Raw genomic sequence first — 24,826 nt, 5'->3', positions numbered from 1 at the left:
CACACTAACGGCTTCCGATGGCCGCTTCGTCCGGGGTGCCGGTGCGAACCGGTGCGGAGACGGTGAAGGGGTCCCGGGAACACGAAAGCGCCCCACCATCGCGGTGAGGCGCCCGTACGGCCGTGCGGTCGTCCCTCCCTGTCGGAGGGTCAGCGGGGGTCAGCGGCCACCCGGGTCAGACCGCGCTCTTCTTGAGCCGGCGGCGCTCGCGCTCGGAGAGGCCGCCCCAGATGCCGAAGCGCTCGTCATTGGCGAGGGCGTACTCCAGGCATTCCGAGCGGACCTCGCAGGCGAGACAGACCTTCTTGGCCTCGCGGGTCGAGCCGCCCTTCTCGGGGAAGAAGGACTCCGGGTCGGTCTGGGCGCACAACGCGCGCTCCTGCCAGCCGAGTTCCTCCTCGTCCTCCGCGATGCCGTCCCCGATCAACAGCTCAAAGAGCTCGCTCATGTGGCGCGCCTCCTCTGCCCCTACTTGGCGTCCCCGTGGTTGCCGTTGCCTCGTGCGGCTGACGACACGAGTGAAATTACAGTTGCGTCACTCTGGCCCAGTCAAGCCGAGCTCTGGTATTGGGGCCGGGATTCACTCCCTGGCACCAAGCCGTTACGAATAGTGTACATATTCGGACACATCGGACCTTCAGCCTCAAGGCCTCGAACACTTCCGAACCATCCGCAACCATTCACCGGGTGACGTTCGGTCACCGCCACAGGTCGGTCATCGGGCTGCCTTCCCGGCGATCTTCCCATCGAAACATAGAGAGTGATGAATCACCCCATCCGGGAAAGATCTGGACCTAACCCACTCGAATGCCGCATCTTTCGGTTTGACACGGCCCCTGCGGATGCGGTGTCCTTGCTTCCATGTCAGAGTTCGCCAGCCCCCGGAGCGGTTCCACCCTCCGCCGTGCCGTGAACTCTTGTTGTCGCCTCTGCTCCTGCTGTATCTAGGCGCCCGCGTCCCACCGCGCGCCGCCCCCAGGAAGCACAGAGGCCGCCCGCGATTCCCGTCCCAGGACATCTCGGATCCGGCTGATCCCGACCGGCCAGCCGACTCCTCCGAGGACGACTCCCGTGCGCATGAGCCGCATCCGCAAGCGGAACCGCGACCGCAACAAGCCCGCCCGCCGTGGCCCCGCCACCACCCGTACCGACACCACCCGTACCGACACCCCCGCCGCCGCCCGGCCGTGGGCCGACGGCCTCAGCGACGTCTCCATCGCGGGCGACCCGCTCGCCTTCCCCCACCTGGCCCGCACCGACCTGCCGGCCCACCCCACCACCGTCGCCGGGTACGCCCGGCTGGTCCGCGAGATCGCCGCCGACCGCACCCGCTGGGAGCCGCTGGTCCGCTACGACGCGCTGACCCGCTGGTACGCCCGGCTGGAGACCGGCCCGGGCTACGAGGTCTGGCTGCTCAGCTGGCTGCCCGGCCAGTCCAGCGGCTTCCACGACCACGGCGAGTCCTCCGGCGTGATGAGCGTCGTCCGGGGCGAGCTGATCGAGCGCTCCCTCACCCTCCCCCAGCCCTCGGCCGGGGCGACCCCCAGCGGCTCGGGGGCCCGGGTACTGCGGCCCGGCGGCCAGCGCGTCTTCTCCTCCGGCTACCTCCACGAGGTGGTCAACGGCGCGCTCGAACCCGCCGTCTCCATCCACCTCTACGCCCCCGGCCTGACCGAGATGAACCAGTACGGCGCCACCGCCGTCCCCGAGCAGCACCCGGAGCGGCAGGCGCAGGCCGAGTCCCACTGACCGCGGCTGACGGCGAGTCCGACCGTGGCAGGATGACCCCATGCGCATCGTGGCACTGGCAGGCGGAATCGGCGGAGCGCGCTTCCTGCGCGGACTCCGCGCGGCGGTCGGACCGCAGGACGAGATCACCGTGATCGGCAACACCGGTGACGACATCCACCTCTACGGCCTCAAGGTCTGCCCCGACCTCGACACCGTGATGTACACCCTCGGCGGCGGCATCCACGAGGAACAGGGCTGGGGCCGGACCGACGAGACCTGGTCGATCAAGGCCGAGATGAAGGAGTACGGCGTCGGCCCCGAGTGGTTCGGGCTCGGCGACCGGGACTTCGCCACCCACCTCGTCCGCAGCCAGATGCTCACCGCCGGGTACAGCCTCAGCCAGGTCACCGAGGCGCTGTGCGTGCGCTGGAAGCCGGGCGTGCGGCTGCTGCCGATGAGCGACGACCGGGTCGAGACCCACGTGCGGATCACCGACGAGCAGGGCACCCGGGCGATCCACTTCCAGGAGTACTGGGTCAAACTGCACGCCGCGGTCGACGCCGAGGCGGTCGTCCCGGTCGGCGCCGACACCGCCAAGCCCGCGCCCGGCGTCCTGGAGGCGATCGCCGAGGCGGACGTCATCCTCTTCCCGCCCTCCAACCCGGTCGTGTCGATCGGCACCATCCTCGCCGTCCCCGGCATCCGGGAGGCGGTCGCCGCCGCGCCCGCGCCGGTCGTCGGGCTCTCCCCGATCATCGGCGGGGCGCCGGTGCGGGGCATGGCCGACAAGGTGCTCGCCGCCGTCGGCGTCGAAGCCACCGCCGAGGCGGTGGCCCGCGACTACGGCTCCGACCTGATCGACGGATGGCTGGTGGACACCGTGGACGAGGCGGCGGTCACCGCCGTCGAGGCCGCCGGGATCGCCTGCCGGGCCGTACCGCTGCTGATGACCGACGTCGAGGCCACCGCCGAGATGGCGCGCGCGGCGCTGGCGCTGGCGGAGCAGGTGCGCACGTGACGCTGGAGGTCCTGGGAGTCGAGGGCATCCCCGAGATCGAGGCCGGGGCGGACCTCGGCGAGCTGATCGCCAAGGCGGGGACCTACCAGGACGGCGACGTCCTGGTGGTCACCTCGAAGATCGTCAGCAAGGCCGAGGGCCGGCTGCTGCGCGCCGCCGACCGCGAGGCCGCGATCGACGCCGAGTCCGTCCGGCTGGTCGCCCGGCGCGGGCCGGTCCGGATCGTCGAGAACCGCAACGGCTTCGTCATGGCCGCCGCCGGCGTGGACGCCTCCAACACCGCCCCCGGCACCGTCCTGCTGCTGCCCGAGGACCCGGACGCCTCCGCGCGGGCGCTGCGGGCCCGCCTCCAGCAGCTCACCGGCCGCCGGCTCGCCGTCCTCGTCACCGACACCTTCGGGCGACCCTGGCGCAACGGACTGACCGACGTGGCGATCGGCGCCGCCGGGCTCAGCGCCCTGGAGGACCACCGGGGGCGCACCGACGGCTACGGCAACACGCTGGAGCAGACCGTCGTCGCGACCGCCGACGAACTCGCCGCCGCCGCCGACCTGGTGAAGGGCAAGACCAGCGGCGTCCCGGTGGCGGTCGTGCGCGGGCTCGGACACCTGGTCACCGCCGAGGACGGCGAGGGCGTCCGGCCGCTCGTCCGGCCCTCCGTGGACGACATGTTCCGGCTCGGCACCTCCGAGGCGCTGCGGCAGGCCGTCACCCTGCGGCGCACCGTCCGCTCCTTCACCGCGGAGCCGGTCGACCCGGCCGCAGTCCGCCGCGCCGTCGCCGCCGCCGTCACCGCGCCCGCCCCGCACCACACCACGCCGTGGCGCTTCGTGCTGCTGGAGTCCGCGGACACCCGGGTGCGGCTGCTCGACGCGATGCTCGACGCCTGGCGGCGCGACCTGCGCGAACTCGACGGCTGGGACGAGGCGCGGATCGCCCGCCGCACCGCCCGCGGCAACGTCCTGCGCGACGCGCCGTACCTGGTGGTGCCCTGCCTGGTCACGGACGGCGCCCACGACTACCCCGACCAGCGCCGGGCCGCCGCCGAACGGGAGATGTTCACCGTCGCCGCCGGCGCCGCCGTGCAGAACCTGCTGGTCGCGCTCACCGGCGAGGGCTACGGCTCCGCCTGGGTCTCGTCCACCATGTTCTGCCGCGCCACCGTGCGCGAGGCCCTGGACCTCCCGGACGGCTGGGACCCGATGGGCGCCGTCGCCGTCGGCCGCCCCGCCGAGGCCCCCCGGGCCCGCCCGGAACGCGGCGCGGAGGCGTTCATCGCGGTGCGGTAGGGATCAGAGACCGCGGAAGACGCCGCGGCGGTTGCCGACGTGAACGACGAGGATGAGCAGGACGTCACCACGGATCTGGTAGACCGCGCGGTAGTCGCCCACCCGGAGCCGGTAGAGGCCGTCGTTGCCGGACAGCTTCTTGACGTCGGGGCCCTCCACGAACGGGTCATCCCCCAGCGCGGTGAGCGCCGTGAGGATGCGCATCGCCGCGAGCCGGCCGATCCCTCGTAGTTGACGCCGGGCGTGCGGAGTGAACCCGAAGGCGTACTTCACGCAGCGCTCCCGGCGGAGTCCTCCGGTGAACCGAACAGGTCCACCAGCAGCTCGGCCATGGTGATGACCGGTTCGTCCAGGTGCTTGCGCGCCTCGCGCGCCAGGAGTTCGTCCTCCGCGTCCTCTATGGCGTCGAGGATCTCGATCGGCACGACCGCTCCGACGCGCTCGCCCTTGCGCGTGATCACGGTGATCTCGCCGGCCTCGGCCCGGGTGACCACCTCGGCCAGGCGCGCGCGCAGTTCCCGGATGTTCAGTGCGTCAGTCATGACTAAAAGCGTACACACACATGCGTACACATCGCGGCGCTTTCCGGTCAGTGGTGGCGGTGGTCGTTGGGGGTGAGCCGGGGGCCGTAGCGGGGGGCGCGGGCGCCGGAGGCCAGGAGGAGGCGGCAGACGCGGTGGCGGTGGGGGCGGTAGGGCTCCAGCAGGGCGAGCATCTGGTCGTCGTCGCTGCGGGGGCGGCCGGCCAGCGCCCAGCCGACCAGGTCGGGCAGGTGGAAGTCCCCGACCGAGACCGCGTCCGGGTCGCCGTTGCTGCGCTGCAGGGTCTCGGCCGCCGTCCAGACGCCGATGCCCGGGACGGCGGTGAGGCGGGCGAAGGCCTCCTCGTGGCCCATCGCCGAGGCCTCCTCCAGGCGCGGCGCCAGCCGGACCGCGCGCATCACCGTCGCCGAGCGCTTCGGGTCCACGCCCGCCCGGTGCCACTCCCAGCTCGGCACCATCGCCCACTCGCGGGCCGACGGCGCCACCCGCATGCCCTCGGCCGGGCCCGGCGCCGGGGTGCCGAAGTCGCGCAGCAGGGTGCGCCAGGCGCGGTAGGCCTCGTCGGTGGTGACCTTCTGCTCCAGGACCGCCGGGACGAGCGACTCCAGCACCAGGCCGGTCCTGGCCAGCCGGACGGCGGCGGTGCGGCGCTGGGCGTCCCGCAGCGGGCCCGGCGGCAGCACCAGCGACTCCGGGGCGTCCTCGGCGCCGAGCAGGGTGGGGAGGCGGTCGAGCAGCCAGTCCGCGCCCGGACCCCAGGCGCTCGCCTCGACCTCGCCGGTGGCCTGCCGCGGCAGCACCCGCAGGGTGCCGATGCCGGCCGGGGTGCGGGAGGCGCGCCAGACGGCGCCGTCGGCGGTGCCGCGGTGGGCGGGGTCGGCGGGGCCCCGGCGCAGCGGCAGCAGGGTGCGGGCGACGTCCACCGGGAAGCCCGGCCGCCAGCGCCGTACTGCTTCCACTGCTGTCGCCTCCCGTGTCGGCCCCCGGATATGAACGATACGCGGGGGGTCGGACGGTCCCCGGGGGACGAGTGGCCCTCCGGCCGACCCGCCGCGCACGTCTCCCCGCGCCTCTGACGGGGCGCGGGGAGACGGAGCGACCGGGCACGGGGGCACGGGGAGGGGGCGGGGGGTTCGTGGAGACGGGCGGAGCGCAGGAGGGATCAGGAGACCTGGAGGCCGGCCGCCGCCGCGCGGAGGTCGGGGAGGTGGGCGTAGAGGGCGCCGCCGGGGCATTCGGTGCTGACGCCGTCGCGGTGGCCGGAGATGGTGGCGAAGTCGACGACGTCGCCCTTGGTGAAGCGGGTGCCGCTCGCGCCGACGGTGAGCCCGGTGCTGCCGTCGGCCGGCTGGGAGGTGAGGCCGAGCTTCCAGGCGGCGATGGCGGCGAAGCCGCCGAGGAGGCTCTGGGGCGGCTGGTCGTCGACGAAGGTGCCGAGCGCGGCGACGCCGGAGGTGTCGGTGTTGAAGCCGAGGGTGTGGGCGCCGTGGACGGGCTGGTCGACGCCGCCGGCCCGGCCCTCGTAGATGGTGCCGCAGCGGTCGATCAGGAAGTTGTAGCCGATGTCCCGCCAGCCGTTGGTCTTCACGTGGTACTGGTAGATCGCCCGGATCATCCGGGGGGCGTCGGAGCAGTCGTAGTCGTTGGTGGTGTCGGTGTGGTGGACGAAGACCGCGCGGACCGGCCCGGTGTAGTCGAAGTCCTGGGCGCGCAGTGATTCGTCGGCGCCCCAGCCGGCCCGGGTGACGATCCCCGGGCGCGGCGCCTGGCCCGCGGCGAGCGTGGTGGGTGCGGCCGGCGTGGTGGGTGCGGCCGGCGTGGCGGGTGTCGCGGGCGTGGTGGGTGTCGTGGGTGGCGTGGGCGTGGCGGGTGGCGTGGGCGTGAGCGTGGCGGGCGGCTCGGCCGGAGGCAGGACGGGCTCCTGCGGGGACGGGGTCCGGACCGCGGCGGCGTCCGGGGCGGCGCCCCGGCCCGGGTCGACCAGGTCGAGCCGCAACCCGGGCGGCGGCCCGGCGGGCCCGGGCCGGAGCTCGACCGCGACGCCGTCGCTGCGGCCGGTCCACAGCGGGGCGGTGGCGCCGCGGGTCGCCCGGTCGGGGCCGTCCTCGGTGTCGGCCGCCAACCGGTGCCAGTCGGTCCAGCGGCCGGTGGCCGCGTTCCGGGTGCGGACCCGGACCACCGCGCCGGCGAGCGCGTCCGGCGGGCCGTCCCAGCCGAGGCCGAGGAGTTCGAACGGTTCGGTGCCGCGCGGGGCGAGGCCGGTCCCGGCGGGCAGCGGGAGCGAGGTGGTCGAGCCGCCGCCGGCGAAGTCACGGCGCTGCGGACCCGGCCCGGGGGTCGCGGTGGCCGCGGGCTGGAGGAGCAGGGCAGCGGTGCAGCCGGCCAGCAGGGCGGCCGGAAGTGAGAGGCGCATGGAACGGATCGTCGCCGCTGTCCGGACCTCCCGCCACGCCGCGCGCGCCCGTTCGGCCGCCCCTCCCCGACCTCCCGGCCTCCCGCCCGAAGGCCGTAGGCTGGGGCGCACCATGACTGCGCCTTTCGCTGCCGATGCCCGCACCCCCGTCGAGCTGCTGCACGCATTCCTGCGCGGCGGCACCCCTTCGGTCGATCCCGCGGCCCCGCTGGTCACCTTCTACGACGACGCCACCGGCGAGCGGGTGGAGCTGTCCGCCCGCACCTTCGACAACTGGGTGGCCAAGACCGCCAACCTCCTCCAGGACGAGCTGAACGCCGGCCCCGGCGACCGGGCGGCGCTGCTGCTGCCCGCCCACTGGCAGAGCGCCGTGTGGCTGCTCGCCTGCTGGTCGGTCGGGGTGACGGCGGTGCCGGGCGGCGTCCCGGCCGCCGCCGACCTGGTGGTCAGCGGCCCGGACGGCCTGGAGGCCGCCCAGGCCTGCGAGGGCGAGCGGGTCGCGCTCGCCCTGCGCCCGCTCGGCGGCCGCTTCCCGCAGCGCCCGGACGGCTTCCTCGACTACGCCGCCGAGGTGCCCGGCCAGGGCGACCGCTTCGCGCCGTACTCCCCCGTCGCCCCGGACGGGCAGGCGCTGGAGACGGCGGTGGACGGGCTGCCGCTGAAGCTGACGGGCGAGCAGACCGTGGCGCTGGCCCGGGAGGGCGCGGTCCGGCTGGGCCTGAAGCCCGGTGACCGCGTCCTGTCCGCCCTCTCGTTCGAGGACTGGAGGGGCCTGGAGGCCGGTCTGCTGGCGCCGCTGGCCGCCGGGGCCTCGGTGGTGCTGTGCCGCAACTCGCAGGGCCTCGACGCGGAGCAGTGGGAGAAGCGGGTGGAATCCGAACGGGTGACACTGCGTCTGGGCTGACCCCGGACGGCGGCCCGGCGGGTAGGGATCCCTGCCATGGCCGAGGACGACACCGAGCACCCCCCGACCGACGAAACCCCTCCGACGGACGCTCCCCCGAGCGGGTCCGGACGCCCGCGCAGGCGCCGGCGGTGGCTGCTGATCACCGCCGGTGCCGTCGCGTTCCTGCTGGTCGCCACCGGCGCGCTGCTCTGGATCGCCTACCGCGCGCTGGACCGCAACATCCGCACCGACTCGGAGACCGACCGGCTGCTCGCCCGGCTGGAGGCCGAGCGGCCGAGCCGCACCGCCGGGGCGCGGGGCGCCGAGAACCTGCTGCTGATCGGCAGCGACGACCGCTCCGGCGCGAACGGCTCGTACGGCGGCGAGGCGGGCACCGCGCGCTCGGACACCACGATCCTGCTGCACCTGGCCGCCGACCGGAAGCACGCGACGGCGGTCTCCGTCCCGCGCGACGTCATGGTTTCCGTCCCCGCCTGCGAGAGGCCGGACGGCACCCTCAGCAAGCCGGCCCTGATGCAGTTCAACTGGGCCTTCGAGACGGGCGGCCCGGCCTGCTCGATCCGGGCCGTGGAGCAGCTGAGCGGCATCCGGGTCGACCACTACGTGATCCTCGACTTCAGCGGCTTCAAGACGATGGTGGACGCGGTCGGCGGGGTCGAGGTGTGCGTGCCGCAGCCGATCCACGACAAGGACGCCAGGCTCGACCTGCCCGTCGGCCGGCAGACCCTGCACGGCGAGCAGGCGCTCGGCTACGTCCGGGTCCGGGAGACCCTGGGCAACGGCAGCGACACCCAGCGCATGGGCCGTCAGCAGCAGTTCCTGGCCTCGCTGATCCGCAAGGTGCAGTCGCAGGACGTGCTGCTGAACCCGGCGAAGCTGTGGCCGGTGCTGAACGCCGCGACCTCCTCGGTCCGGGCGGACGGCGGGCTGTCCTCGCTCGGCGCGCTGTACGACCTCACCCAGGACCTGCGCGGGATCCCCTCGACGGACGTGGTCTTCCTGACCGCACCGCGCCGCCCGTACCGCTACGACTCGGACCGGGACGAGTTCGTGCAGCCGCAGACCGGTCAGCTGTTCGCGGCGCTGCGGGACGACCGGCCGGTCGCCGTCCGGCCGCCCGGGTCCGTGCCCTCGCCCGGTCCGGGCCTCGGCCCGAGCCGGAGCCCGGGCGCGAGCCCGAAGCCGGACCGGAGCCAGGGGCCGGGCGTCGGGGTGGATCCGGCCGCCGAGATGGCGGCGTCGGCGAGCGCGTCACCCTCGGCGACCGACCCGCCCACCTTCGAGGGACGGACCGCCGACGTGGACGCCTGCGCGGCACACTGAGCCGGTCGGCCGGGGCCGCCCGGGGGGAACGGCGCCGAGCGATCCGGACGGTTCCGCAATTGCTCGGCCACGAACGGTATTTGCCATCGCTTTGCCGGAACATGGCGGAGATCACACCGGGAACGGCCTCCCCGTTCGGCTCGTCTACTGTGTCCGGATCGGCCCGTTCCGTACGGGCGGGCCGGAGCCGTGACCGGTCGACAGTTGGGGAACCCGTGCACGAGGAGCAACCGGAAACCGGCCGGTACCGCGTGGACCCGGCCCCCGGTGTCCCGCGACAACGCCGCCGGACCGCCGGGACACGGACGGGCACTCAGACCGAGCCGCCCGCCGAGGGCCGCCGGGACAGCCGGCGGCGGGCGGCCGCGCTCGCCCGGCGCCACCGCCGCAAACGGGTGCTCAAGTGGACGGCCGGGGCGGGCGCCCTGGTGATGGTGGCGGGCTGCGGCGGGGCGTACTACCTGTACCGGCACTTCAACGACAACCTCACCTCCGTCAAGGTCCAGCTGGGCGACGAGTCCGAGCGCCCCCAGGCCGCCGGGGAGGCGCTGAACGTCCTGGTGATCGGCACCGACAGCCGGGAGGGACTCGGCCGCGAGTACGGCGACGAGGGCAGCGCCGGGCACGCCGACACCACGCTGCTGTTCCACGTCGCCAAGGACCGGTCCAACGCGACGGTGATCAGCCTCCCGCGCGACCTGATGGTGCCGATCCCGGAGTGCCAGAACGCCCAGGGGAAGAAGGTCCCGGGCTCGGCGCGGGACCAGTTCAACGTCAGCCTCGGCCAGGCGGGACGGGACGCCGGCTGCACCTGGAAGACCGTCGAGAAGGTCACCGGCATCCGGGTCGACCACTTCGTGCAGGTCAACTTCGAGGCGGTGAAGACCCTGTCCACCGCCGTCGGCGGGGTGGAGGTCTGCGCGGCCAAGGACATCAACGACTCGGGCTCCCACCTCAGGATGACGAAGGGCCGGCACGTGGTCCAGGGCGAGGAGGCGCTGGCCTTCGTCCGGACCAGGCACTCGGTCGGCCTGGGCGGCGACCTGACCCGGATCCCGCTCCAGCAGCAGTTCATCGGCTCGATGATCCGCAAGATCAAGAGCGACGACACCCTGACCAGCCCGACCAAGCTCTACAAGCTCGCGGACGCCGCCACCAAGGCGCTCACCGTGGACTCCGGCATCGGCAGCGTGGACAAGCTCAAGGACCTCGCGCTGGACCTCGGCACGGTGGATCCCAAGAACATCACCTTCACCACCGTCCCCGTCCTGGACGACCCCAAGGAGGACGGCCGGCTGGTGCTCAAACAGCCGGACGCCGGGCAGGTGTTCGCGATGATCGCGGGCGACCGCTCGCTGACCGAGACCGCGCCCGCGCCCGCCGCCGGGGCCCCGGCCACCGGCACCGCCGCGCCGGCCGCCCCGGAGGCCGCCACTCCCGCCGCCACCGCCGCGGCCGCCGCAGCCGTCGCCACCAAGGACACCCAGCTGACGGTGCGCAACGGCAGCGGCAAGCGCGGGCAGTCCGGGCCGACCGTGGAGAAGCTCCGGGCGAAGGGCTTCGACCGGGCCGCGGTGGGCAGCGACGCGGCGCTCGCCGAGACCACCACGGTGACCTACCAGGCCGGACTGGAGGCCCAGGCGAACGCCCTGGCCGCGGCCCTCGGGCTGCCCGGCGACGCCGTCCGGCCGGCCGCGAAGCCGGATCCGAAGGGCGGGCTGCTGCTGGTGCTCGGCAAGGACGTGCTCGCCGTCCCCGCGGCGGTGCCCACCGAGGCGCCCGAGGACCTCCAGCGGGTGCAGGGGGACGACGTCGACGTGTGCGCCAAGTAGCCGGGCCGGCTCGGCCCGTCGCCGCGGACGACCGCTCCCACCCCTGACCGACCGTCCACCCCTGACCTGCCGTCCGCCCCTGGCCGTCCGTCAACTGCCGTCGCGCACGCCGCCGGTCACGGCGGTGGCGAAACGAATCAGCTGGTCCTGGAGAGCACGTCCCTGGAGGACGGGCCGACACTGGCGATCACTCTCCGGGCCAGCGAGCGCGGTGAGGTCAGGAAGCCGAAGCCCCAGCTGAGGTGCATGGTCGCGAGGGCCACCGGCAGCAACGCCCTGGCCTTGACCGACAGCCCGCGCCCCTCGACCAACGCGCCGCCGACGATGCCCAGCAGGTAGGCGCCGGGCACCGCGAGGAAGGCTGGGTGGACGGCGACGCCGAGCACCAGCCCGAGGACCACCGCCGCCAGCGCGGCCGGCGGGGCGAGGTAGCGCAGGTTGACCGAGCCGCGGTGGTAGCGGGTGACCACCCGGCGCCAGCGGCCGTAGTCCTTGTACTGCTTGGCCAGCGCCCGCATCGAGGGCCGGGGCCGGTACGTCACCTTGAGCTGCGGGGTGAACCAGACCAGGCCGCCGTCCTGGCGGATCCGGTAGTTCAGCTCCCAGTCCTGGGCGCGGATGAACTCCTCGTTGTAGCCGCCGAGCCTCTCCAGCACCTCGCGCCGGAAGACCCCGAGGTAGACGGTGTCCGCCGGGCCGGCCAGGCCGCCGGTGTGGAAGGCCGCGTTGCCGACACCGATCTTGGAGGTCATCGCGGCGGCGACCGCGTTCTCCCACTCCGTCTCGCCCTCGGCGTGCATGATGCCGCCGACGTTGGCCGCCTCCATCTCGCCGAGCAGCCGGACCGCCGTGGTGATGTAGCCGGGGGTGAGCAGGCCGTGACCGTCCACCCGCACGACTATCGGGTGCCGGGAGCCCCGGATCGCGGCGTTCAGTCCGGCCGGCGTCCGGCCGGTGGGGTTCTGGACCGTCCGCACCCGCGGGTCCTCGGCCACCAGCTCGGCCGCGATCTCCGCGGTGCGGTCGGTGGAGGGGCCGAGGGCGATCACCACCTCGATCGGCCCGGGGTACTCCTGATCCAGGATGCGCCGGACCGCCGTGCGCAGGTGACGTTCCTCGTTGAGCACCGGCATGATCACGGAGACAGCCGGCAGCTCCTCAGCAGCCTTGGTGTTCATCGGGGCCAACCGTACCGGTGCGGACGCGTCCCCGTCTTGTCCCGGTCAGGGCCACCGCGGACGCCTCGCGGCGCGCCGACGGCGCTGTGATCAAGGACACCGTACTACCCCGGCGGCTCCTTCCGAAGCGGTGGGGATCCGGTGCCGGACCGGGGTGGATTCAGAGGGCGTAACGGACGACGGTGAACACCGCGTATCCGGCCAGTGCGCAGAGGTTCACCAGGTGCTGGGGGCTGCCCAGCCGGTCCGGCAGGACCTGGCGCGGGCGCAGGTCGGGGCGGTGGGCGGCGGTGGCGACGGTCCGGGCCAGCGCCACCCGGTCGTATCGGCCGCCGAAGACGCCGGCCAGCCAGAGCGCCGGGCGGCTCAGGAGGGAGAACTCCCGGCCGCCGCGCAGCCGGACGGTGAGCGTGTTCCGGTGCACCGCGGCCGCCGAGACGTCCGCCCACCGGAAGGTGCGGGTGCGCAGCCCGGTGGCCATCCGCAGGCCGTCGCGGTCCACGACCAGCTGCCAGGACAGCGTGTGGCCGCAGGCGATGATCGCCAGCGAGCCGATCCACAGGGGGCGCAGCAGTCCGCCCCACCAGCCGTGTTCGTCGAGCAGTACGACGGCGGCGGCGGCCAGCAGTGCCGTCACCGGTCCGGCCGCGACCCGCAGCGGCAGCGGCATCTCCCAGCGGCCGGCGGCCAGCGGTTCGGTGTCGGGGCCTTCCGCCGGGGCGGCGGCGACCGCCTCGGCGGTGAGCGAGGCGACGGCCAGTTCGTCCTCGCGGTAGCGGCCGGAGCGCCGGCCCAGCCGCGGGGCCCGGGCGGCGGGGGCGACCACGGCCGCCACCCAGCGCGGGTCGCCGTCCAGCACGCCGGGGCGGACCAGGAGCTGGCGGTCGGTGCCGTCCGGGCCGCCGTACAGCACCGCGGGCACGGTGCGGCCGGCCCGGGACAGCCACTCGGCGGCCTCGGCGGGCGTCGCGCGGTCGAACAGCTCCGCGTACTCCTCCTCTTCCTCGTCGTGGTCGACCACCGGGTCGGGGTAGTCGGCGTCCTGGTCCTCGGTGGTCAGGGGCTCGGGCACCCAGGCCGAGCCCTCGCCGTCGGGGGCGGCGTGGCGGGCCCAGCGGTAGCGGTCGCGCTCGACCAGGCGCCAGAGCCCGGGGCCGTCCGGCGGGCCGTCCAGCGGCAGGACCAGCAGGTCGCCCTGGGCGTCGGCGCGCACCCGGACGGCGAGCGCGGGGGCGGCGCCGACGAAGGCGGGCCTGGCCCGGCGGGTGCTCGCGACGGCGGCGGAGCCGAGCAGCAGCAGGCCGGGCAGGGCTATCAGGCCGCCCATGACCAGCTGGCCGGTGATGTCGTAGTCGTCGCCCAGGGCGCGCACCGAGTCGTCGTCCACCAGCAGCGGCACGGGTTCTCCGGGCTGTGGCCGGCGCTGCCACCAGACGTCCAGGGCGGCGGTGCGTTCGGGGCCGCCGCCCGGCTGCTGGAAGCGGACGGTCAGCGCGCCGTCCCCGTCGCTCTCGCCCGCGGTGCCGGTCACCCGGGTGGCCTGCTCGGCGGCGGTGTCCGCGTGGGCCTTCGCCCAGAGGCCGTACGCCGGGAAGGCCACGGCGGCCGTGAGCAGCAGGACGCCGAGGACACGGCGCAGCGCGGGCGGGCGGTCCGGGAGGACGGGCGAGGGCGCGCCGGCGGCCGTCCAGGGGTAGGGGACGGGCGGGGCCATCAGCTCGTCCAGCTGCTGGCGGGCGCGGCGGCGGCCGGCCTCGGCTCCGAGCAGGACGGCGGTGAGCAGCAGGTGGACCAGGACCGCCGACCAGCGGCCGAGCGGGGTGACCAGGCCGTCCGGGAGGTACCAGAGCAGCGCCAGGACGACCGGCGGGACCAGCACCCGGATCCGGGCCCGACCGGCCAGCAGGATCACCTCGGCCGGCACCGTCCAGCCGGCCAGTGCCGAGCCCCAGGGATCCCGGCAGATGCCCTGGGCGTTGCACTGGAGCGTGTCCGGCTCCACCGAACCCGCCAGGGCCACGAAGGCGACCGGCACCAGCGCGAGCCAGCGGCTGTCCAGCCGCCAGAGGGTGCGGGCGGCGCGCCAGCGGGCGGCGGACGCGGTGGTGAGGGGCGCGGCGGTGGGCAGCGGCGGACCGTCCGAGGGGAACATCGGACGATCATCTCAGCACCCCGGAAACCGTCCGCACCCCCGGGGAGTTCACGGACGGGGGGCGCTCCGGGAAGGGAACGGGGGCGCGCCGGAAACGGGAGCGCGCACGGCGCGGGGGCCGGGCGCTGTGCGCACCCGACCCCCGCCTCCCCCGTGTTCCGGACCCGGCGCCCCCCGACGCCGGGTCAGTCCGTCGCGATGGCCGCGAGGACGTTCATCCGTCCGGCCCGGAAGGCCGGGACGAGGGCCGCGAGCAGACCGATCACCACCGAGGAGACCAGCGTGATCGCGACCGTGGTGGTCGGGACGGAGAGCGTCCCGAGGCCCTGGTCCCGCAGCACCCGCTGGGCGGTGACGCCCCAGCCGAGGCCCAGCCCGGTGCCGAGGACGGCGCCGAACACCGCGATCACCACGGACTCCAGCCGGATCATCCGGCGCAGCTGGCGGCGGGAGAGCCCGATCGCCCGCAGCAGGCCGATCTCGCGGGTGCGCTCGACCACCGACAGCGCCAGGGTGTTGACCACGCCGAGCACCGCGACCGTGATGGACAGGGCGACCAGCCCGTAGATCAGGTACAGCAGGGTGTTGATCTGGGACTGGACGAGCTCCTTGTAGCCGGCCTTGTCCTTGATGGTGAGCTGCGGGTACTCCTTCAGCCCGTCCTCCAGCGCGGTCAGCGTCCGGTCGGCGTCGGCGCCGGCCGAAGCCTTGGCGAAGAAGGTCCACACCGGCGGCTGCTCGGCGGCCGGGACGGCCTTCTCCATGGTGTCCATGGCCACGAAGGCGCCGTCACCGAACAGTTCGCCCTTGCCGAAGACCGCGCCGACGGGCAGCTCCTGGGTGCGGCCCTGACCGTACTCGACGGTGACCCGGTCGCCGACCTTCAGGTTGTGGTCCTTGGCGAAGGCCGCGCCGATGCCCAGCGAGCCGTGCTGGACGGAGTCCACCGCGCCGGCGTCGACGGTCGGCCGGAAGTCGCTGCCGAAGAAGGTCGGCGGCACCGCGGTCAGCTGGGTCTTGGCCTGCTGCCCGTCCGCCGACCGGACCTTCGCGCCGTCGAAGAACCGCTGGATGGTGACGTGGTCGATGCCCGGGGTCCTCCGGACCGCGTCCAGCATCTCGGGGGTGGCCGCGGTGCGGCCGCCGGAGATGATGTAGTCCACGCCCACGGACTTGTCGATCTGCGCGCTGGTCGAGCTGACGGCCGAGGAGCTGAACACCGCGGAGGCGATCACCAGCGCCAGGCCGATCATCAGCGCGGCCGCGGTGGCGCCGGTGCGGCGCGGATTGCGCATCGCGTTGCGCTGGGCCAGCTTGCCGGACGGACCGAACAGCGCCGGCAGCAGCGCGCCGAGCACCCGGACCACGGCCGAGGCCAGCAGCGGGCCGAGCACCACGAAGCCGACCAGGGTGAGCACCACGCCCAGGCCCAGGTACCGGCCGCCGGTGGCCGCCTTCTCCGCCCCCGCGCCGAGCACCAGCAGCGCGCCGCCGCCCGCCGTCAGCAGCAGGCCCGCGACCGTACGGATCACGTTGGCACGGGTCTCGGCCGGGGTGCCGTGGTCGCGCAGCGCGGCCATCGGCGAGATCCGGCTCGCCCGGCGGGCCGGGAACCAGGCGGCGACCAGCGTGACCACGATGCCGAGCGCGTACCCGGCCACGAAGACGTCCGGCCCGATCTTCAGGTCGGCCGCCTTGAGGCCCATGCCGATCGCGTTCATCAGCTTGATCAGGCCGACCGCGACGCCCAGGCCGGCCGCGATCCCGAGGGTCGAGCCGAGCACGCCCAGGATCAGCGCCTCGACCAGCACCGACTGGTTGACCTGCCGCCGGCTGCCGCCGATGGCGCGCAGCAGGCCGATCTCACGGGTGCGCTGGGCGACCAGCATCGAGAAGGTGTTGACGATCAGGAAGGCGCCGACGATCGCCGACACGAAGGCGAAGCCGAGCATCGCGTACTTCATGAAGTCGAGGCCGGTGCCGAACTGCTCGGTGCTGTCGGCCTGTTGCTCGGCCGCCGTCTTGATCCGGTAGCCGTTGCCGAGCTTGGCCAGCGCGTCCGCCTTGAGCTGGTCGTTGCTGCGGCTGCCGTCGCCGTACGCCGCGACGGAGCTGAAGGCCCGCTCGCCGAGCAGCACCTGCTGGGCGGTCGGGGTGTCCAGGAAGGCCAGCGCCGCACCCGGGTTGGTGGTGGTGAAGGTGGCGATGCCGACGATGGTGAAGTCGTGCTTGCCGGCGGCGTTCTCGACCCGGATCCGGTCACCCGTGCCGAGCTTGGCCTTCTTCGCGGTGTCCGCGTCCAGCACCAGTTCGGTCGGGCCCTGCGGGGCGTGGCCGGAGGTGATCTTCACCGGGCTGTTCGGGGCCCCGGTCCAGTTGCCGGCCATGGTGGGTGCGCCGGTGGTCGGGCCGACCAGTTTGTTGGTGGCCGGGTTGATCAGGACGGCGTTCTCGACCAGGACCTGGCCGACCGCGGTCCGCACCCCGGGCAGCGCGGCGACCTGCTGTTCCAGCGCGACCGGGACGGTCGGCGGCTTGACGGCGGCCTGCTGCATCTCGTCCTCGGCCGGCTTGGGCGGCTGGACCGAGACGTCGGAGGCGGTGGCGGCGAAGAGCTTGTCGAAGGTGCCGGTGGCGGTCCCGGAGAACACCAGGGTCCCCGACACGAAGGCCACCGAGAGCACGACGGCGATGAGGGAGAGCGCCATCCGGCCCTTGTGGGCGAAGAAGCTCCGCAGGGAGGTCTTGAGCAGCATCGTGGTGTCGTCCCGTCGCTCAGCTGGTGCGCTTGCCGTCGAAGCGGCGCATGCGCTCGAGGACGGAGTCGGCGGTGGGCGCGTACATCTCGTCGACGATCACGCCGTCGGCGAGGAAGAGCACGCGGTCCGCGTAGCCGGCGGCGACCGGATCGTGGGTGACCATCACGATGGTCTGGCCCAGCTCGTCCACCGAGCGGCGCAGGAAGGTCAGCACCTCGGCGCCGGACCGGGAGTCCAGGTTCCCGGTGGGCTCGTCGCCGAAGATGATCTCGGGGCGGGCGGCCAGGGCCCGGGCCACCGCGACGCGCTGCTGCTGGCCGCCGGAGAGCTGGGTGGGGCGGTGCCTGAGCCGGTCGGACAGGCCGACGGTCTCCACCACCTGGGCCAGCCAGGCCTCGTCGGGCCGGCGCCCGGCGATGTCCATCGGGAGCGTGATGTTCTCCAGCGCGTTCAGGGTCGGGAGCAGGTTGAACGCCTGGAAGATGAAACCGATCTTGTCCCGCCGGAGTCTGGTGAGCTGCTTGTCCTTGAGGCCGGTGACCTCGGCGTCGCCGATCCAGATCCGCCCGGCGGTGACGGTGTCCAGGCCCGCCAGGCAGTGCATCAGGGTGGACTTGCCGGAGCCCGAGGGGCCCATGATCGCGGTGAACCGGCCGCGCTGGATGTCGACGTCGACCGCGTTCAGCGCGGTGACCCTGGTCTCGCCCGAGCCGTACGCCTTGGTCACCTGACGGGCCGACGCGGCGACGGTGGACGCTCCGCCGGGAAGCTGGGGGTCATGCACGACTGCCGTCGCCACTGGGTCTCCTAGGGAAGGTTCGCTCACCCGTTGGCCCCGGTGTCACGACCGGGCCGCTTCCTGGCGGGTGGGGATGTGTGAACCACGTTAGGAGCGGCGGGCGGACGGCTCGTCATCCGCCGGAATGAAGCCTCCCAACCAAGGTTCTACGGGGCGCGGCGCGCCTCCCCCTAGGGGTCGCCGCGGCCCGTCTCGGGGACGCCCCGTACGGGCCCGCGGCGACGGTGCGTCAGCTCGCGAGCGCGGGCGTCGCCAGCCGCTCCAGGGCGGTGGCGAAGCCCGCCACGACCGGGTCCAGCGCGGCCTCGGTCTCGCTCTCCACCAGGGTCGTCCCGTCCTCCCGGGCGGTGATGTGGCGGTCGAGCACGAACCAGCCCTGGGTGATGTGGCCGGCGCCCATCGAGCTGAGCACCGGGCGCAGCGCGTAGTCCACCGCGAGGACGTGGGCGGGCGAGCCGCCGGTGGCGAGCGGCAGGACGGCCTTGCCGGCCAGCGCGTACTGCGGAAGCACGTCGAGCAGGGCCTTCAGCAGGCCCGAGTAGGCGGCCTTGTAGACGGGGGTGCCGATGACCACGCCGTCGGCGCGGTCGAACAGCTCGGTGAGGGCGACGATCTCGGGGTGGCCGAAGTCGCCCGACAGCAGCGCGTGCGCGGGCAGGCTGCGGGCCTCGAAGGGGACGACGTGGTGGCCGCGCTCCGCGAGCCGCGCGTCGACGTGGCGCAGCAGGCGGGTGGTGCGGGAGGTCGCGGACGGGGAGCCGGAAACGGACAGGACGACGGCCATGGGTTCACCTCTGGCTGGAAGCGGGGCGGCTCGACGCGGCACCGGGAGAGGCGTCGCGGGGGGCCGGTGCCGGGCGTGGTGCGCGGGAGCTGGGCCCGGGCCGGCGGACGTGCGGGGATTCGACGGGCGTGTGTCAGCCGCGACAGAGCGAGCAGGCCACACCACGCCGCAGGTCGACGTGCCGCCGACGCGTGAGTGCCCAACGCTGGTCCATGTCCGGAATGCAAACACGCCGCGTTCGAGCTGGTCAAGAAACGTTTCAGCAGGTGGAACGCCGGGTGTCCGGACGTTACGGCGGAACGATCCGGTACGTGCATCAAAACTGCTACAAGAGGCCCGGTGGGCACCCCGGGGGGAGTCAGCCCGGCCGGGGTCGGGCATCCTCGTCGGCATGAACACGTGGCAGGAGGGCCGCCCGGGGGGCGGCGGGAACCCGTACGGCGGCGGTGGTGGAGGCGGCTCGGCCGAGCGGCCGCTGCCGGCCTCGCTGAACCCGCGCGGGCCGGGGGCGCCCGCGCCGCGGCAGCCGGGGCGTCCCGGGGCGTCCCGCTCCGGCGGCGTCCCGCCGCAGGGGCCCGGCGCACGGCCCGGTGGCCCGGGACGCCCCGGGGGCCCGGGTGGCCCCGGGGGTCCCGGCCGTCCTGGCGGTCCTGGCGGTCCGGGTGGCCCGGGCAGTCCTGGTGGTTCCGGAAGCGCCGCCCGTTCCGGCGGAGCCCAGGCCCGGCGCTGGCCGCGCGGACGGATCGTGAAGTGGTCGGTCTTCGGTGTGCTGATCGCCGTCATGGTGACCGCCGTCTCCACCTGGTTCTGGGCGGACTCCAAGCTCAACCACGAGGACGTGCTCGCCGACTACCCCGGCCGCCCGGCCGCGGGCAAGGGCACCAACTGGCTGATCGTCGGCTCCGACAGCCGCCAGGGCCTCACCGACACCGAGCAGGACGACCTGCACACCGGGCACGACACCGAGGGCAAGCGCAGCGACTCGATGATGATCCTGCACGTCGGGGAGAACGGGAACACCCTGATGAGCATCCCGCGCGACTCCTGGGTGCCGATCCCCGAGCACCCGGGCGGCAACGGCAAGCCGGTCAAGGGCACCACCGCGAAGATCAACTCCGCCTTCGGCAACGGCGGCGGCCGGCTGCTGGTCCAGACCGTCGAGCAGAACACCGGCATCCGGATCGACCACTACGCCGAGATCGGCTTCGGCGGCTTCGTCGGCGTCGTCGACTCGATCGGCGGCGTCGAGATGCACATCGACCAGGACGTCAAGGACAAGGACTCCGGGCTCGACCTCAAGGCGGGCGACCAGACCCTCACCGGCAAGCAGGCCCTGGCCTTCGTCCGCCAGCGCCACCAGATGGCCGACCAGGACCTCGGCCGAATGCGCAACCAGCAGAAGTTCCTCGGCGCCCTGGCCCACCAGGCCGCCTCCCCCGGCAACCTGCTGAACCCTTTCACCTTCTACCCGCTGGTCGACTCCGCGCTCGGCACCCTGATCGTCGACGAGGACTGCGGGCTGACCGACCTCGGCTCGTTCTTCCTCGCCATGAAGGACGTCAACGGCGGCAGCGGCAAGTCACTGACCGTGCCGATCGGCAACCCGGACTACCGCACCAAGACCGGCGAGTCCGCCGTGCTGTGGGACACCAACAAGTCCAAGCAGCTCTTCGACGCCTTCAAGAACGACACCGCGGTGCCGGAGTTCAAGTAACCGGCCCCACCCAGGGTGACCGGGCCGCCACAATGGGTGGATGTCACTCGTCACCGCGCTGATCCGCCACCGCCGCCACCGCCTCCTGGGCCGCCTGGTCCAGGAGGCGCTCGCGCTCTACGGGATGGAGGTGCCCGCCGCCTGCGAGATCGGGCCCGGGCTGCTCGTCTTCCACCGCGGCTTCGGCACCGTGCTGCACCCGTACACCACCCTCGGCGCCGGCGTGACGCTCTACAACGGCGTGACCATCGGCCGGGCCGACCCGTGGGTGCCGCAGGAGGAGAGCGCGATGCGGCGGGTGGTGGTCGGGGACGGCGCGGTGCTGTGCGCGGGCGCCAAGGTGGTGTGCAAGGAGGGTGTGCTGACCGTCGGCGCGGGCACCGTCGTCGGGGCCAACGCGGTGCTCACCCGCTCGACCGGGCCCGGGGAGATCTGGGCCGGCGTGCCGGCACGCAGGGTCGGGACGCGGGCGGGCGACTGGGGGGCTTCCTCGCCGGTGCCGGCCCGGCCCTAAACGTAGGGCAGCAGGCCGGTGCCGCACTCCGGGAAGCGGACCAGCCACTCCCCCTCGCCACCGGCCTCCTCGGTGGCGCCCGAGAAGCCGTAGTGGATCGGCTGCCGGACGCCGCTCAGCCACCGGGCGTGGGTCAGCTGCACCGACACCGAGGCCGGGCGGTGGGCGGCGGCCGGCCCGGTCGGGGCGGGCTGCTCCAGCACCAGTTCGTGCCCGGTCTCGCCGGGGCGGAAGGTCACGACGGTCTCGGTGCTCGGGCGGCGCGGGAAGGCGCCCGCCGGATCCGTCCAGTACGCGGCGACCATCACCGCGAGGGCGCCGTCCAGGCTGCCGGTGTCCGGCCGCACGTACTCCTCGTCCGCGACCCAGCGGGCGTGGTGGCGGACCTCGTCCGCGCCCCACCGCTCGTCCCAGCGCACCCAGTAGCCCGCCACCCGCTTGACGGTCATGCCCTCACGGGCGACCCGGACGGCGAACCGCGCCGGGCCGACCGGTTCACAGCCGGCCAGCGAGACCACCGTCACCTGTTCGTAGGTCACCTCGCCGTCGTCGGCGCCCTGCTCCATCATCGGTCAACCACCTTGCCGCAGAGTCGAGTTCGGCCGCGGCTGGGACCGCGTCCGAGTCGAGCGTATGGCCTGGGCCACACCGGGCCGCGCGATTGCCCGGTTCCGGCCCCGGACCGCCCCGCTCCGGGCTACCCTGCCCGCCGCACGTCCGCCGCACGTCCGCCGCACGTCCGCCGCTCCCGCCGTCCGGACGCGAAACCGCCCCGGAGCGGGAGGCCGGAAGCTCCGACGTCCCGCTCCGGGGCGGTGAGTGCAAGGTGGCCGCGGCGCTTACTGGCCCGCGTCGACCACGCCGGACTTGGCGATGGTGACCTTGGCCGAGGTGCGGCCGCTCTGCGAGCCGAGCGACTCGATCTTCTTGACCAGGTCCAGGCCCTCGACGACCTCGCCGAAGACGACGTGCTTGCCGTCCAGCCAGTCGGTGACGATGGTGGTGATGAAGAACTGCGAGCCGTTGGTGTTGCGGCCGGCGTTGGCCATCGACAGCAGGCCCGGGCGGTCGTGCTTGAGGGTGAAGTTCTCGTCCGCGAACTTCGCGCCGTAGATGCTCTTGCCGCCGGTGCCGTTGTGGTTGGTGAAGTCACCGCCCTGGAGCATGAAGGCCGGGATCACGCGGTGGAAGCCGGAGCCCTCGTAGCCGAAGCCGTTCTGGCCGGTGGCCAGCTCGCGGAAGTTGCGGGCGGTCTGCGGAACGACCTCGTCGAACAGCTTGAAGACGATCCGGCCGGCCGGCTCGTCGTTGATCGTGATGTCGAAGAAAACGTTGGAAGACATGCAGGGATCATGGCACGACTGCCGTTCCCACGCGCGCCGCCCCCGCGCGGAGGCCGCCCGGCGCCGTCAGGCCGGGGGCTTGCGGGCCAGCAGATAGGCCTGCGGCGTCGGCTCCGCCCCTTCCGGCTCGCGGACCGTACGCGAGGTGACCGGCAGACCCGCCGTCCGGAGCAGTTCCTCGACCCGCTCCGGCCGCAGCCGGCGGAAGTCCAGCGACACCGGGTGGCCGAAGGGCCGCTCCTGGCGCGAGGGCCGTTCGCCGACCTGGAAGGCGAGCATCAGGTGGCCGCCGGGGGCCAGCACCCGGGCGAACTCGGCGAACACCTCGGGGAGCCGCTCCGCCGGAGTGTGGATGATCGAGTACCAGGACAGCACGCCGGCCAGCTCCCCGTCCCGGAACGGGAGGTCGAACATCGAGCCGACGCTGAACCGCACCTCCGGGTGGGCCTGCCGGGCCAGCTCGACCATCCGCGGCGAGAGGTCGATCCCGTGCACGTCCACGCCGAGCCGGTGCAGCGGGCCGGTCATCCGGCCCGGACCGCAGCCGACCTCGGCCGTCCTGGCGTCCGGCCGCTCGGCGCGGACCAGGTCGGCGAAGAGCGCCAGCATCGCCCGGTCCACCGGCATCCGGCTCAGCGCGTCCCGGAACATGCCGGCGTACTCGGTCGCGACGGCGTCGTAGAACGCCCTGGTCTCGGTGAGGAAGTCCGGCTCGGTCATGGTCCGGGACCCTATCGGGCTCGCGTCCCCCGTAGCATCGATCACGCCAACCAGCCCGAGGGGGAGGGAAGATGAGCAGGATCGGGGTATACCTGGCGCATCCGCGGCCGGACAGCTTCAACCACGCGCTGTACGAGGCGGTGGTGGACGAACTGCGCGGGCGCGGCTGCGAGGTGCGCGCCCACGACCTCTACGCGGACGGCTTCGCGCCGCTGCTGACCGCCGAGGAGACCGGGACGGTGGCCGCGGCCGAGCGGCCCGTCGATCCGCAGCTGGCCCTGCACCGGGCCGAGGTGGCCACCCTGGACGCCCTGGTGCTGGTCCACCCCAACTGGTGGGGCATGCCGCCCGCGGTGCTCACCGGTTGGGTGCAGCGGGTGCTGGTCCCCGGCGTCGCGTACAAGCTCGGCACGGCCGACGGCGAGCCGGTCGGGCTGCTGCGGGCCGGGCGGGCACTGGTGCTGAACACCTCGGACACCCCCGAGGCCCGGGAGCACGAGGAGTTCGGCGACCCGCTGGAGCGGATCTGGGCGGCCTGCGTGCTGCCGTACGTCGGGGTCACCGACGTGCGGCGGACGGTGTTCCGCACCGTCACCGACTCCCCCGACGCCGATCGCGTGCGGTGGCTGCGGCAGGCGCGGGAACAGGCGGCCGCGCTGATCAGCTGAGCGGCGGCAGCTCCAGCGCCGCCACGGTCTGGCCGCCGCTGGTCTCGCCGGTCGGGCGGAAGCCGAGGCCGGCGTAGAACCCCGCCGGGCCGTCCGGGCCCGGGTGGTAGGTGACGGTGGCGCTGCCGCCGCCCCGGCGGCGGATCTCGGCGCAGACCCGCTCGACGGCGAAGCGGCCGTAGCCGCCGCGCTGCCGCTCGGCGTCGATCAGCAGCCGCCACAGGCCCGAGCGGGGGAGGTCGCCGGGGCGGTCGGGGTAGAAGGTGAGGTCGAAGAAGGCCATCACGAAGCCGACCGGCCGATCGCCGTCCAGGATCAGCCGGGGCCAGGCGGCCTCGCCGTACGCGTAGGCCTCGGCCAGCGACGTCGCCACCGGCGCGACCAGGTGCTCCTGGTCGGGGCGGACCCGCAGGGCGAGGGCCGCGTCGATGTTCTCGGGGGTGATCACGGCCAGGCCGAGCGCGGATGACATGGCGGGCAGCCTAGGGAGTGCGGCCGCCCGCCGTCGCGTGGTTTTCCCGCAGGTCGGCGGGGCGCTCGTCGGCCGAGGGGTTACGGGAGGTTGCGGGCCATCACGATCCGCTGCACCTGGTTGGTCCCCTCGTAGATCTGCGTGATCTTCGCGTCCCGCATCATCCGCTCCACCGGATAGTCCCGCGTGTACCCGTACCCGCCCAGCAACTGCACCGCGTCCGTCGTGATCTCCATCGCCGCGTCCGACGCGTAACACTTCGCCGCCGCCCCGAAGAACGTCAGATCCCCGTCCCCACGCTGCGACCTCGCCGCCGCCGCGTACGTCAGCTGCCGCGCCGCCTCCAGCTTCATCGCCATGTCCGCCAGCATGAACTGCACACCCTGGAACTCCGCGATCGCCTTCCCGAACTGCCGGCGCTCCTTCACATACCCCTTCGCGTAGTCCAGCGCCCCCTGCGCGATCCCCACCGCCTGCGCCGCGATCGTCACCCGCGTGTGGTCCAGCGTCCGCATCGCCGTCGCGAACCCCGTCCCCTCCGCACCGATCATCCGGTCCGCCGGAATCCGCACATTGTCGAAGTACACCTCACGCGTCGGCGACCCCTTGATCCCCAGCTTCCTCTCCGGCGCACCGAACGACACCCCCTCGTCGCCCTTCTCCACCAC

24 protein-coding genes are annotated in these 24,826 nt (G+C 73.8%); 9 read left to right on the top strand and 15 right to left on the bottom strand.

Annotation, left to right across the window (positions count from 1 at the left end; translation table 11 throughout):
* Positions 1 to 175: 175 nt before the first annotated feature.
* Positions 176 to 448 (bottom strand): WhiB family transcriptional regulator, encoded by a 273-nt coding sequence (locus ACFRAR_RS26825; RefSeq protein WP_030062195.1) that lies wholly within the window; start codon positions 446 to 448, stop codon positions 176 to 178.
* 623 nt (positions 449 to 1,071) lie between these two features.
* On the opposite strand from ACFRAR_RS26825, the gene ACFRAR_RS26820 reads away from it, so the two are divergent.
* Genes ACFRAR_RS26820 through ACFRAR_RS26810 form a run of 3 tightly spaced genes read left to right on the top strand, consistent with a single transcriptional unit; the run spans position 1,072 to position 4,038 of the window.
* The gene (locus ACFRAR_RS26820) at positions 1,072 to 1,749 is read left to right on the top strand and encodes a cysteine dioxygenase (protein WP_380700760.1); all 678 of its coding nucleotides are present in this window, start codon (positions 1,072 to 1,074) and stop codon (positions 1,747 to 1,749) included.
* Positions 1,750 to 1,789: 40 nt separating this feature from the next.
* Positions 1,790 to 2,749 carry a 2-phospho-L-lactate transferase gene (gene cofD / locus ACFRAR_RS26815; protein WP_380700759.1) on the top strand — a complete coding sequence of 320 codons (960 nt, stop codon included), beginning with the start codon at positions 1,790 to 1,792 and terminating at the stop codon, positions 2,747 to 2,749.
* On the top strand, positions 2,746 to 4,038 hold the full coding sequence (locus ACFRAR_RS26810) for a coenzyme F420-0:L-glutamate ligase (RefSeq protein ID WP_380700758.1): 1,293 nt from the start codon (positions 2,746 to 2,748) through the stop codon (positions 4,036 to 4,038). The genes cofD and ACFRAR_RS26810 overlap by 4 nt, the downstream gene beginning before the upstream one ends.
* 3 nt (positions 4,039 to 4,041) lie before the next feature.
* Here the strand turns inward: ACFRAR_RS26810 and ACFRAR_RS26805 are convergent, their stop codons facing one another.
* The 4 genes from ACFRAR_RS26805 to ACFRAR_RS26790 form a co-directional block, all read right to left on the bottom strand.
* Entirely contained in the window at positions 4,042 to 4,311 is a 270-nt protein-coding gene (locus tag ACFRAR_RS26805; protein WP_380700757.1) for a type II toxin-antitoxin system RelE/ParE family toxin, read from the bottom strand.
* Entirely contained in the window at positions 4,308 to 4,580 is a 273-nt protein-coding gene (locus ACFRAR_RS26800) for a type II toxin-antitoxin system Phd/YefM family antitoxin (RefSeq protein WP_380700756.1), read from the bottom strand. Before ACFRAR_RS26800 ends, ACFRAR_RS26805 begins: the two co-directional genes overlap by 4 nt.
* 47 nt (positions 4,581 to 4,627) lie before the next feature.
* The gene (locus ACFRAR_RS26795) at positions 4,628 to 5,539 is read right to left on the bottom strand and encodes a DNA-3-methyladenine glycosylase family protein (protein WP_380700755.1); all 912 of its coding nucleotides are present in this window, start codon (positions 5,537 to 5,539) and stop codon (positions 4,628 to 4,630) included.
* 203 nt (positions 5,540 to 5,742) lie between these two features.
* The gene (locus tag ACFRAR_RS26790) at positions 5,743 to 6,993 is read right to left on the bottom strand and encodes a peptidoglycan recognition protein (protein WP_380700754.1); all 1,251 of its coding nucleotides are present in this window, start codon (positions 6,991 to 6,993) and stop codon (positions 5,743 to 5,745) included.
* 112 nt (positions 6,994 to 7,105) lie between these two features.
* Here ACFRAR_RS26790 and ACFRAR_RS26785 point away from each other — a divergent pair, with 112 nt between their 5' ends.
* The 3 genes from ACFRAR_RS26785 (at position 7,106) to ACFRAR_RS26775 (ending at position 11,055) form a co-directional block, all read left to right on the top strand.
* Complete coding sequence (locus tag ACFRAR_RS26785; RefSeq protein WP_380700753.1) at positions 7,106 to 7,897, top strand: TIGR03089 family protein; 792 nt, start codon at positions 7,106 to 7,108, stop codon at positions 7,895 to 7,897.
* 36 nt (positions 7,898 to 7,933) lie between these two features.
* Entirely contained in the window at positions 7,934 to 9,223 is a 1,290-nt protein-coding gene (locus ACFRAR_RS26780; protein WP_380700752.1) for an LCP family protein, read from the top strand.
* A 215-nt stretch (positions 9,224 to 9,438) separates the two neighbouring features.
* Entirely contained in the window at positions 9,439 to 11,055 is a 1,617-nt protein-coding gene (locus tag ACFRAR_RS26775) for an LCP family protein (protein WP_380700751.1), read from the top strand.
* Positions 11,056 to 11,192: 137 nt separating this feature from the next.
* On the opposite strand, the gene ACFRAR_RS26770 is transcribed toward ACFRAR_RS26775, so the two are convergent.
* The 5 genes from ACFRAR_RS26770 to ssuE form a co-directional block, all read right to left on the bottom strand.
* Positions 11,193 to 12,233 (bottom strand): glycosyltransferase family 2 protein, encoded by a 1,041-nt coding sequence (locus tag ACFRAR_RS26770; protein ID WP_380700750.1) that lies wholly within the window; start codon positions 12,231 to 12,233, stop codon positions 11,193 to 11,195.
* 160 nt (positions 12,234 to 12,393) lie between these two features.
* Positions 12,394 to 14,385, bottom strand: coding sequence for a hypothetical protein (locus tag ACFRAR_RS26765; protein WP_380700749.1), 1,992 nt, complete (start codon positions 14,383 to 14,385; stop codon positions 12,394 to 12,396).
* Between the two features lie 185 nt (positions 14,386 to 14,570).
* Positions 14,571 to 17,141: an ABC transporter permease gene (locus ACFRAR_RS26760; RefSeq protein ID WP_380700748.1), complete on the bottom strand. Its 2,571-nt coding sequence runs from the start codon at positions 17,139 to 17,141 to the stop codon at positions 14,571 to 14,573.
* Positions 17,142 to 17,160: 19 nt separating this feature from the next.
* Positions 17,161 to 17,943 (bottom strand): ABC transporter ATP-binding protein, encoded by a 783-nt coding sequence (locus tag ACFRAR_RS26755; protein ID WP_380700747.1) that lies wholly within the window; start codon positions 17,941 to 17,943, stop codon positions 17,161 to 17,163.
* Positions 17,944 to 18,172: 229 nt separating this feature from the next.
* On the bottom strand, positions 18,173 to 18,727 hold the full coding sequence (gene ssuE, locus ACFRAR_RS26750; protein ID WP_380700746.1) for an NADPH-dependent FMN reductase: 555 nt from the start codon (positions 18,725 to 18,727) through the stop codon (positions 18,173 to 18,175).
* 745 nt (positions 18,728 to 19,472) lie between these two features.
* On the opposite strand from ssuE, the gene ACFRAR_RS26745 reads away from it, so the two are divergent.
* Both ACFRAR_RS26745 and ACFRAR_RS26740 read left to right on the top strand, forming a co-directional pair.
* A complete protein-coding gene (locus ACFRAR_RS26745) occupies positions 19,473 to 20,441 on the top strand; it encodes an LCP family protein (RefSeq protein WP_380700745.1) in 969 nt (322 codons plus the stop codon).
* 40 nt (positions 20,442 to 20,481) lie between these two features.
* Positions 20,482 to 20,955: a hypothetical protein gene (locus ACFRAR_RS26740; RefSeq protein ID WP_380700744.1), complete on the top strand. Its 474-nt coding sequence runs from the start codon at positions 20,482 to 20,484 to the stop codon at positions 20,953 to 20,955.
* Here the strand turns inward: ACFRAR_RS26740 and ACFRAR_RS26735 are convergent.
* The 3 genes from ACFRAR_RS26735 to ACFRAR_RS26725 all read right to left on the bottom strand — a co-directional run bounded on the left by ACFRAR_RS26735 (position 20,952) and on the right by ACFRAR_RS26725 (position 23,018).
* Positions 20,952 to 21,524 carry a hypothetical protein gene (locus ACFRAR_RS26735; RefSeq protein ID WP_380700743.1) on the bottom strand — a complete coding sequence of 191 codons (573 nt, stop codon included), beginning with the start codon at positions 21,522 to 21,524 and terminating at the stop codon, positions 20,952 to 20,954. The two genes, ACFRAR_RS26740 and ACFRAR_RS26735, sit on opposite strands and share 4 nt — an antisense overlap.
* A 270-nt stretch (positions 21,525 to 21,794) precedes the next feature.
* A complete protein-coding gene (locus tag ACFRAR_RS26730) occupies positions 21,795 to 22,298 on the bottom strand; it encodes a peptidylprolyl isomerase (RefSeq protein ID WP_380700742.1) in 504 nt (167 codons plus the stop codon).
* 66 nt (positions 22,299 to 22,364) lie between these two features.
* Positions 22,365 to 23,018, bottom strand: a complete 654-nt coding sequence (locus ACFRAR_RS26725) for a class I SAM-dependent methyltransferase (RefSeq protein WP_380700741.1) — start codon at positions 23,016 to 23,018, stop codon at positions 22,365 to 22,367.
* Between the two features lie 71 nt (positions 23,019 to 23,089).
* On the opposite strand from ACFRAR_RS26725, the gene ACFRAR_RS26720 reads away from it, so the two are divergent.
* A complete protein-coding gene (locus ACFRAR_RS26720; protein ID WP_380700740.1) occupies positions 23,090 to 23,686 on the top strand; it encodes an NAD(P)H-dependent oxidoreductase in 597 nt (198 codons plus the stop codon).
* On the opposite strand, the gene ACFRAR_RS26715 is transcribed toward ACFRAR_RS26720, so the two are convergent.
* Positions 23,679 to 24,158: a GNAT family N-acetyltransferase gene (locus ACFRAR_RS26715; protein WP_380700739.1), complete on the bottom strand. Its 480-nt coding sequence runs from the start codon at positions 24,156 to 24,158 to the stop codon at positions 23,679 to 23,681. The genes ACFRAR_RS26720 and ACFRAR_RS26715 overlap by 8 nt on opposite strands.
* Positions 24,159 to 24,238: 80 nt before the next feature.
* Positions 24,239 to 24,826: acyl-CoA dehydrogenase family protein (locus ACFRAR_RS26710; RefSeq protein ID WP_380700738.1), on the bottom strand; the 588-nt coding region annotated here is incomplete at its 5' end.

The organism is Kitasatospora sp. NPDC056651, from assembly GCF_042792155.1.
Lineage (GTDB): Bacteria > Actinomycetota > Actinomycetes > Streptomycetales > Streptomycetaceae > Kitasatospora.
Note: the sequence above shows the minus strand (reverse complement) of the source record. Positions and strands in the feature narration are given on the sequence as shown.

Bases quoted from the DNA above. Each gene is read 5' to 3' on its own strand.
- ACFRAR_RS26825 (WP_030062195.1), bottom strand. From the start codon at position 448: ATGAGCGAGCTCTTTGAGCTGTTGATCGGGGACGGCATCGCGGAGGAC.
- ACFRAR_RS26740 (WP_380700744.1), top strand. From the start codon at position 20,482: ATGTCACTCGTCACCGCGCTGATCCGCCACCGCCGCCACCGCCTCCTG.
- ACFRAR_RS26715 (WP_380700739.1), bottom strand. From the start codon at position 24,158: ATGTCATCCGCGCTCGGCCTGGCCGTGATCACCCCCGAGAACATCGAC.
- cofD (WP_380700759.1), top strand. From the start codon at position 1,790: ATGCGCATCGTGGCACTGGCAGGCGGAATCGGCGGAGCGCGCTTCCTG.
- ACFRAR_RS26770 (WP_380700750.1), bottom strand. From the start codon at position 12,233: ATGAACACCAAGGCTGCTGAGGAGCTGCCGGCTGTCTCCGTGATCATG.
- ACFRAR_RS26800 (WP_380700756.1), bottom strand. From the start codon at position 4,580: ATGACTGACGCACTGAACATCCGGGAACTGCGCGCGCGCCTGGCCGAG.
- ACFRAR_RS26765 (WP_380700749.1), bottom strand. From the start codon at position 14,385: ATGTTCCCCTCGGACGGTCCGCCGCTGCCCACCGCCGCGCCCCTCACC.
- ACFRAR_RS26730 (WP_380700742.1), bottom strand. From the start codon at position 22,298: ATGTCTTCCAACGTTTTCTTCGACATCACGATCAACGACGAGCCGGCC.
- ACFRAR_RS26780 (WP_380700752.1), top strand. From the start codon at position 7,934: ATGGCCGAGGACGACACCGAGCACCCCCCGACCGACGAAACCCCTCCG.
- ACFRAR_RS26790 (WP_380700754.1), bottom strand. From the start codon at position 6,993: ATGCGCCTCTCACTTCCGGCCGCCCTGCTGGCCGGCTGCACCGCTGCC.
- ACFRAR_RS26735 (WP_380700743.1), bottom strand. From the start codon at position 21,524: ATGATGGAGCAGGGCGCCGACGACGGCGAGGTGACCTACGAACAGGTG.
- ACFRAR_RS26720 (WP_380700740.1), top strand. From the start codon at position 23,090: ATGAGCAGGATCGGGGTATACCTGGCGCATCCGCGGCCGGACAGCTTC.
- ACFRAR_RS26725 (WP_380700741.1), bottom strand. From the start codon at position 23,018: ATGACCGAGCCGGACTTCCTCACCGAGACCAGGGCGTTCTACGACGCC.
- ACFRAR_RS26760 (WP_380700748.1), bottom strand. From the start codon at position 17,141: ATGCTGCTCAAGACCTCCCTGCGGAGCTTCTTCGCCCACAAGGGCCGG.
- ACFRAR_RS26785 (WP_380700753.1), top strand. From the start codon at position 7,106: ATGACTGCGCCTTTCGCTGCCGATGCCCGCACCCCCGTCGAGCTGCTG.
- ssuE (WP_380700746.1), bottom strand. From the start codon at position 18,727: ATGGCCGTCGTCCTGTCCGTTTCCGGCTCCCCGTCCGCGACCTCCCGC.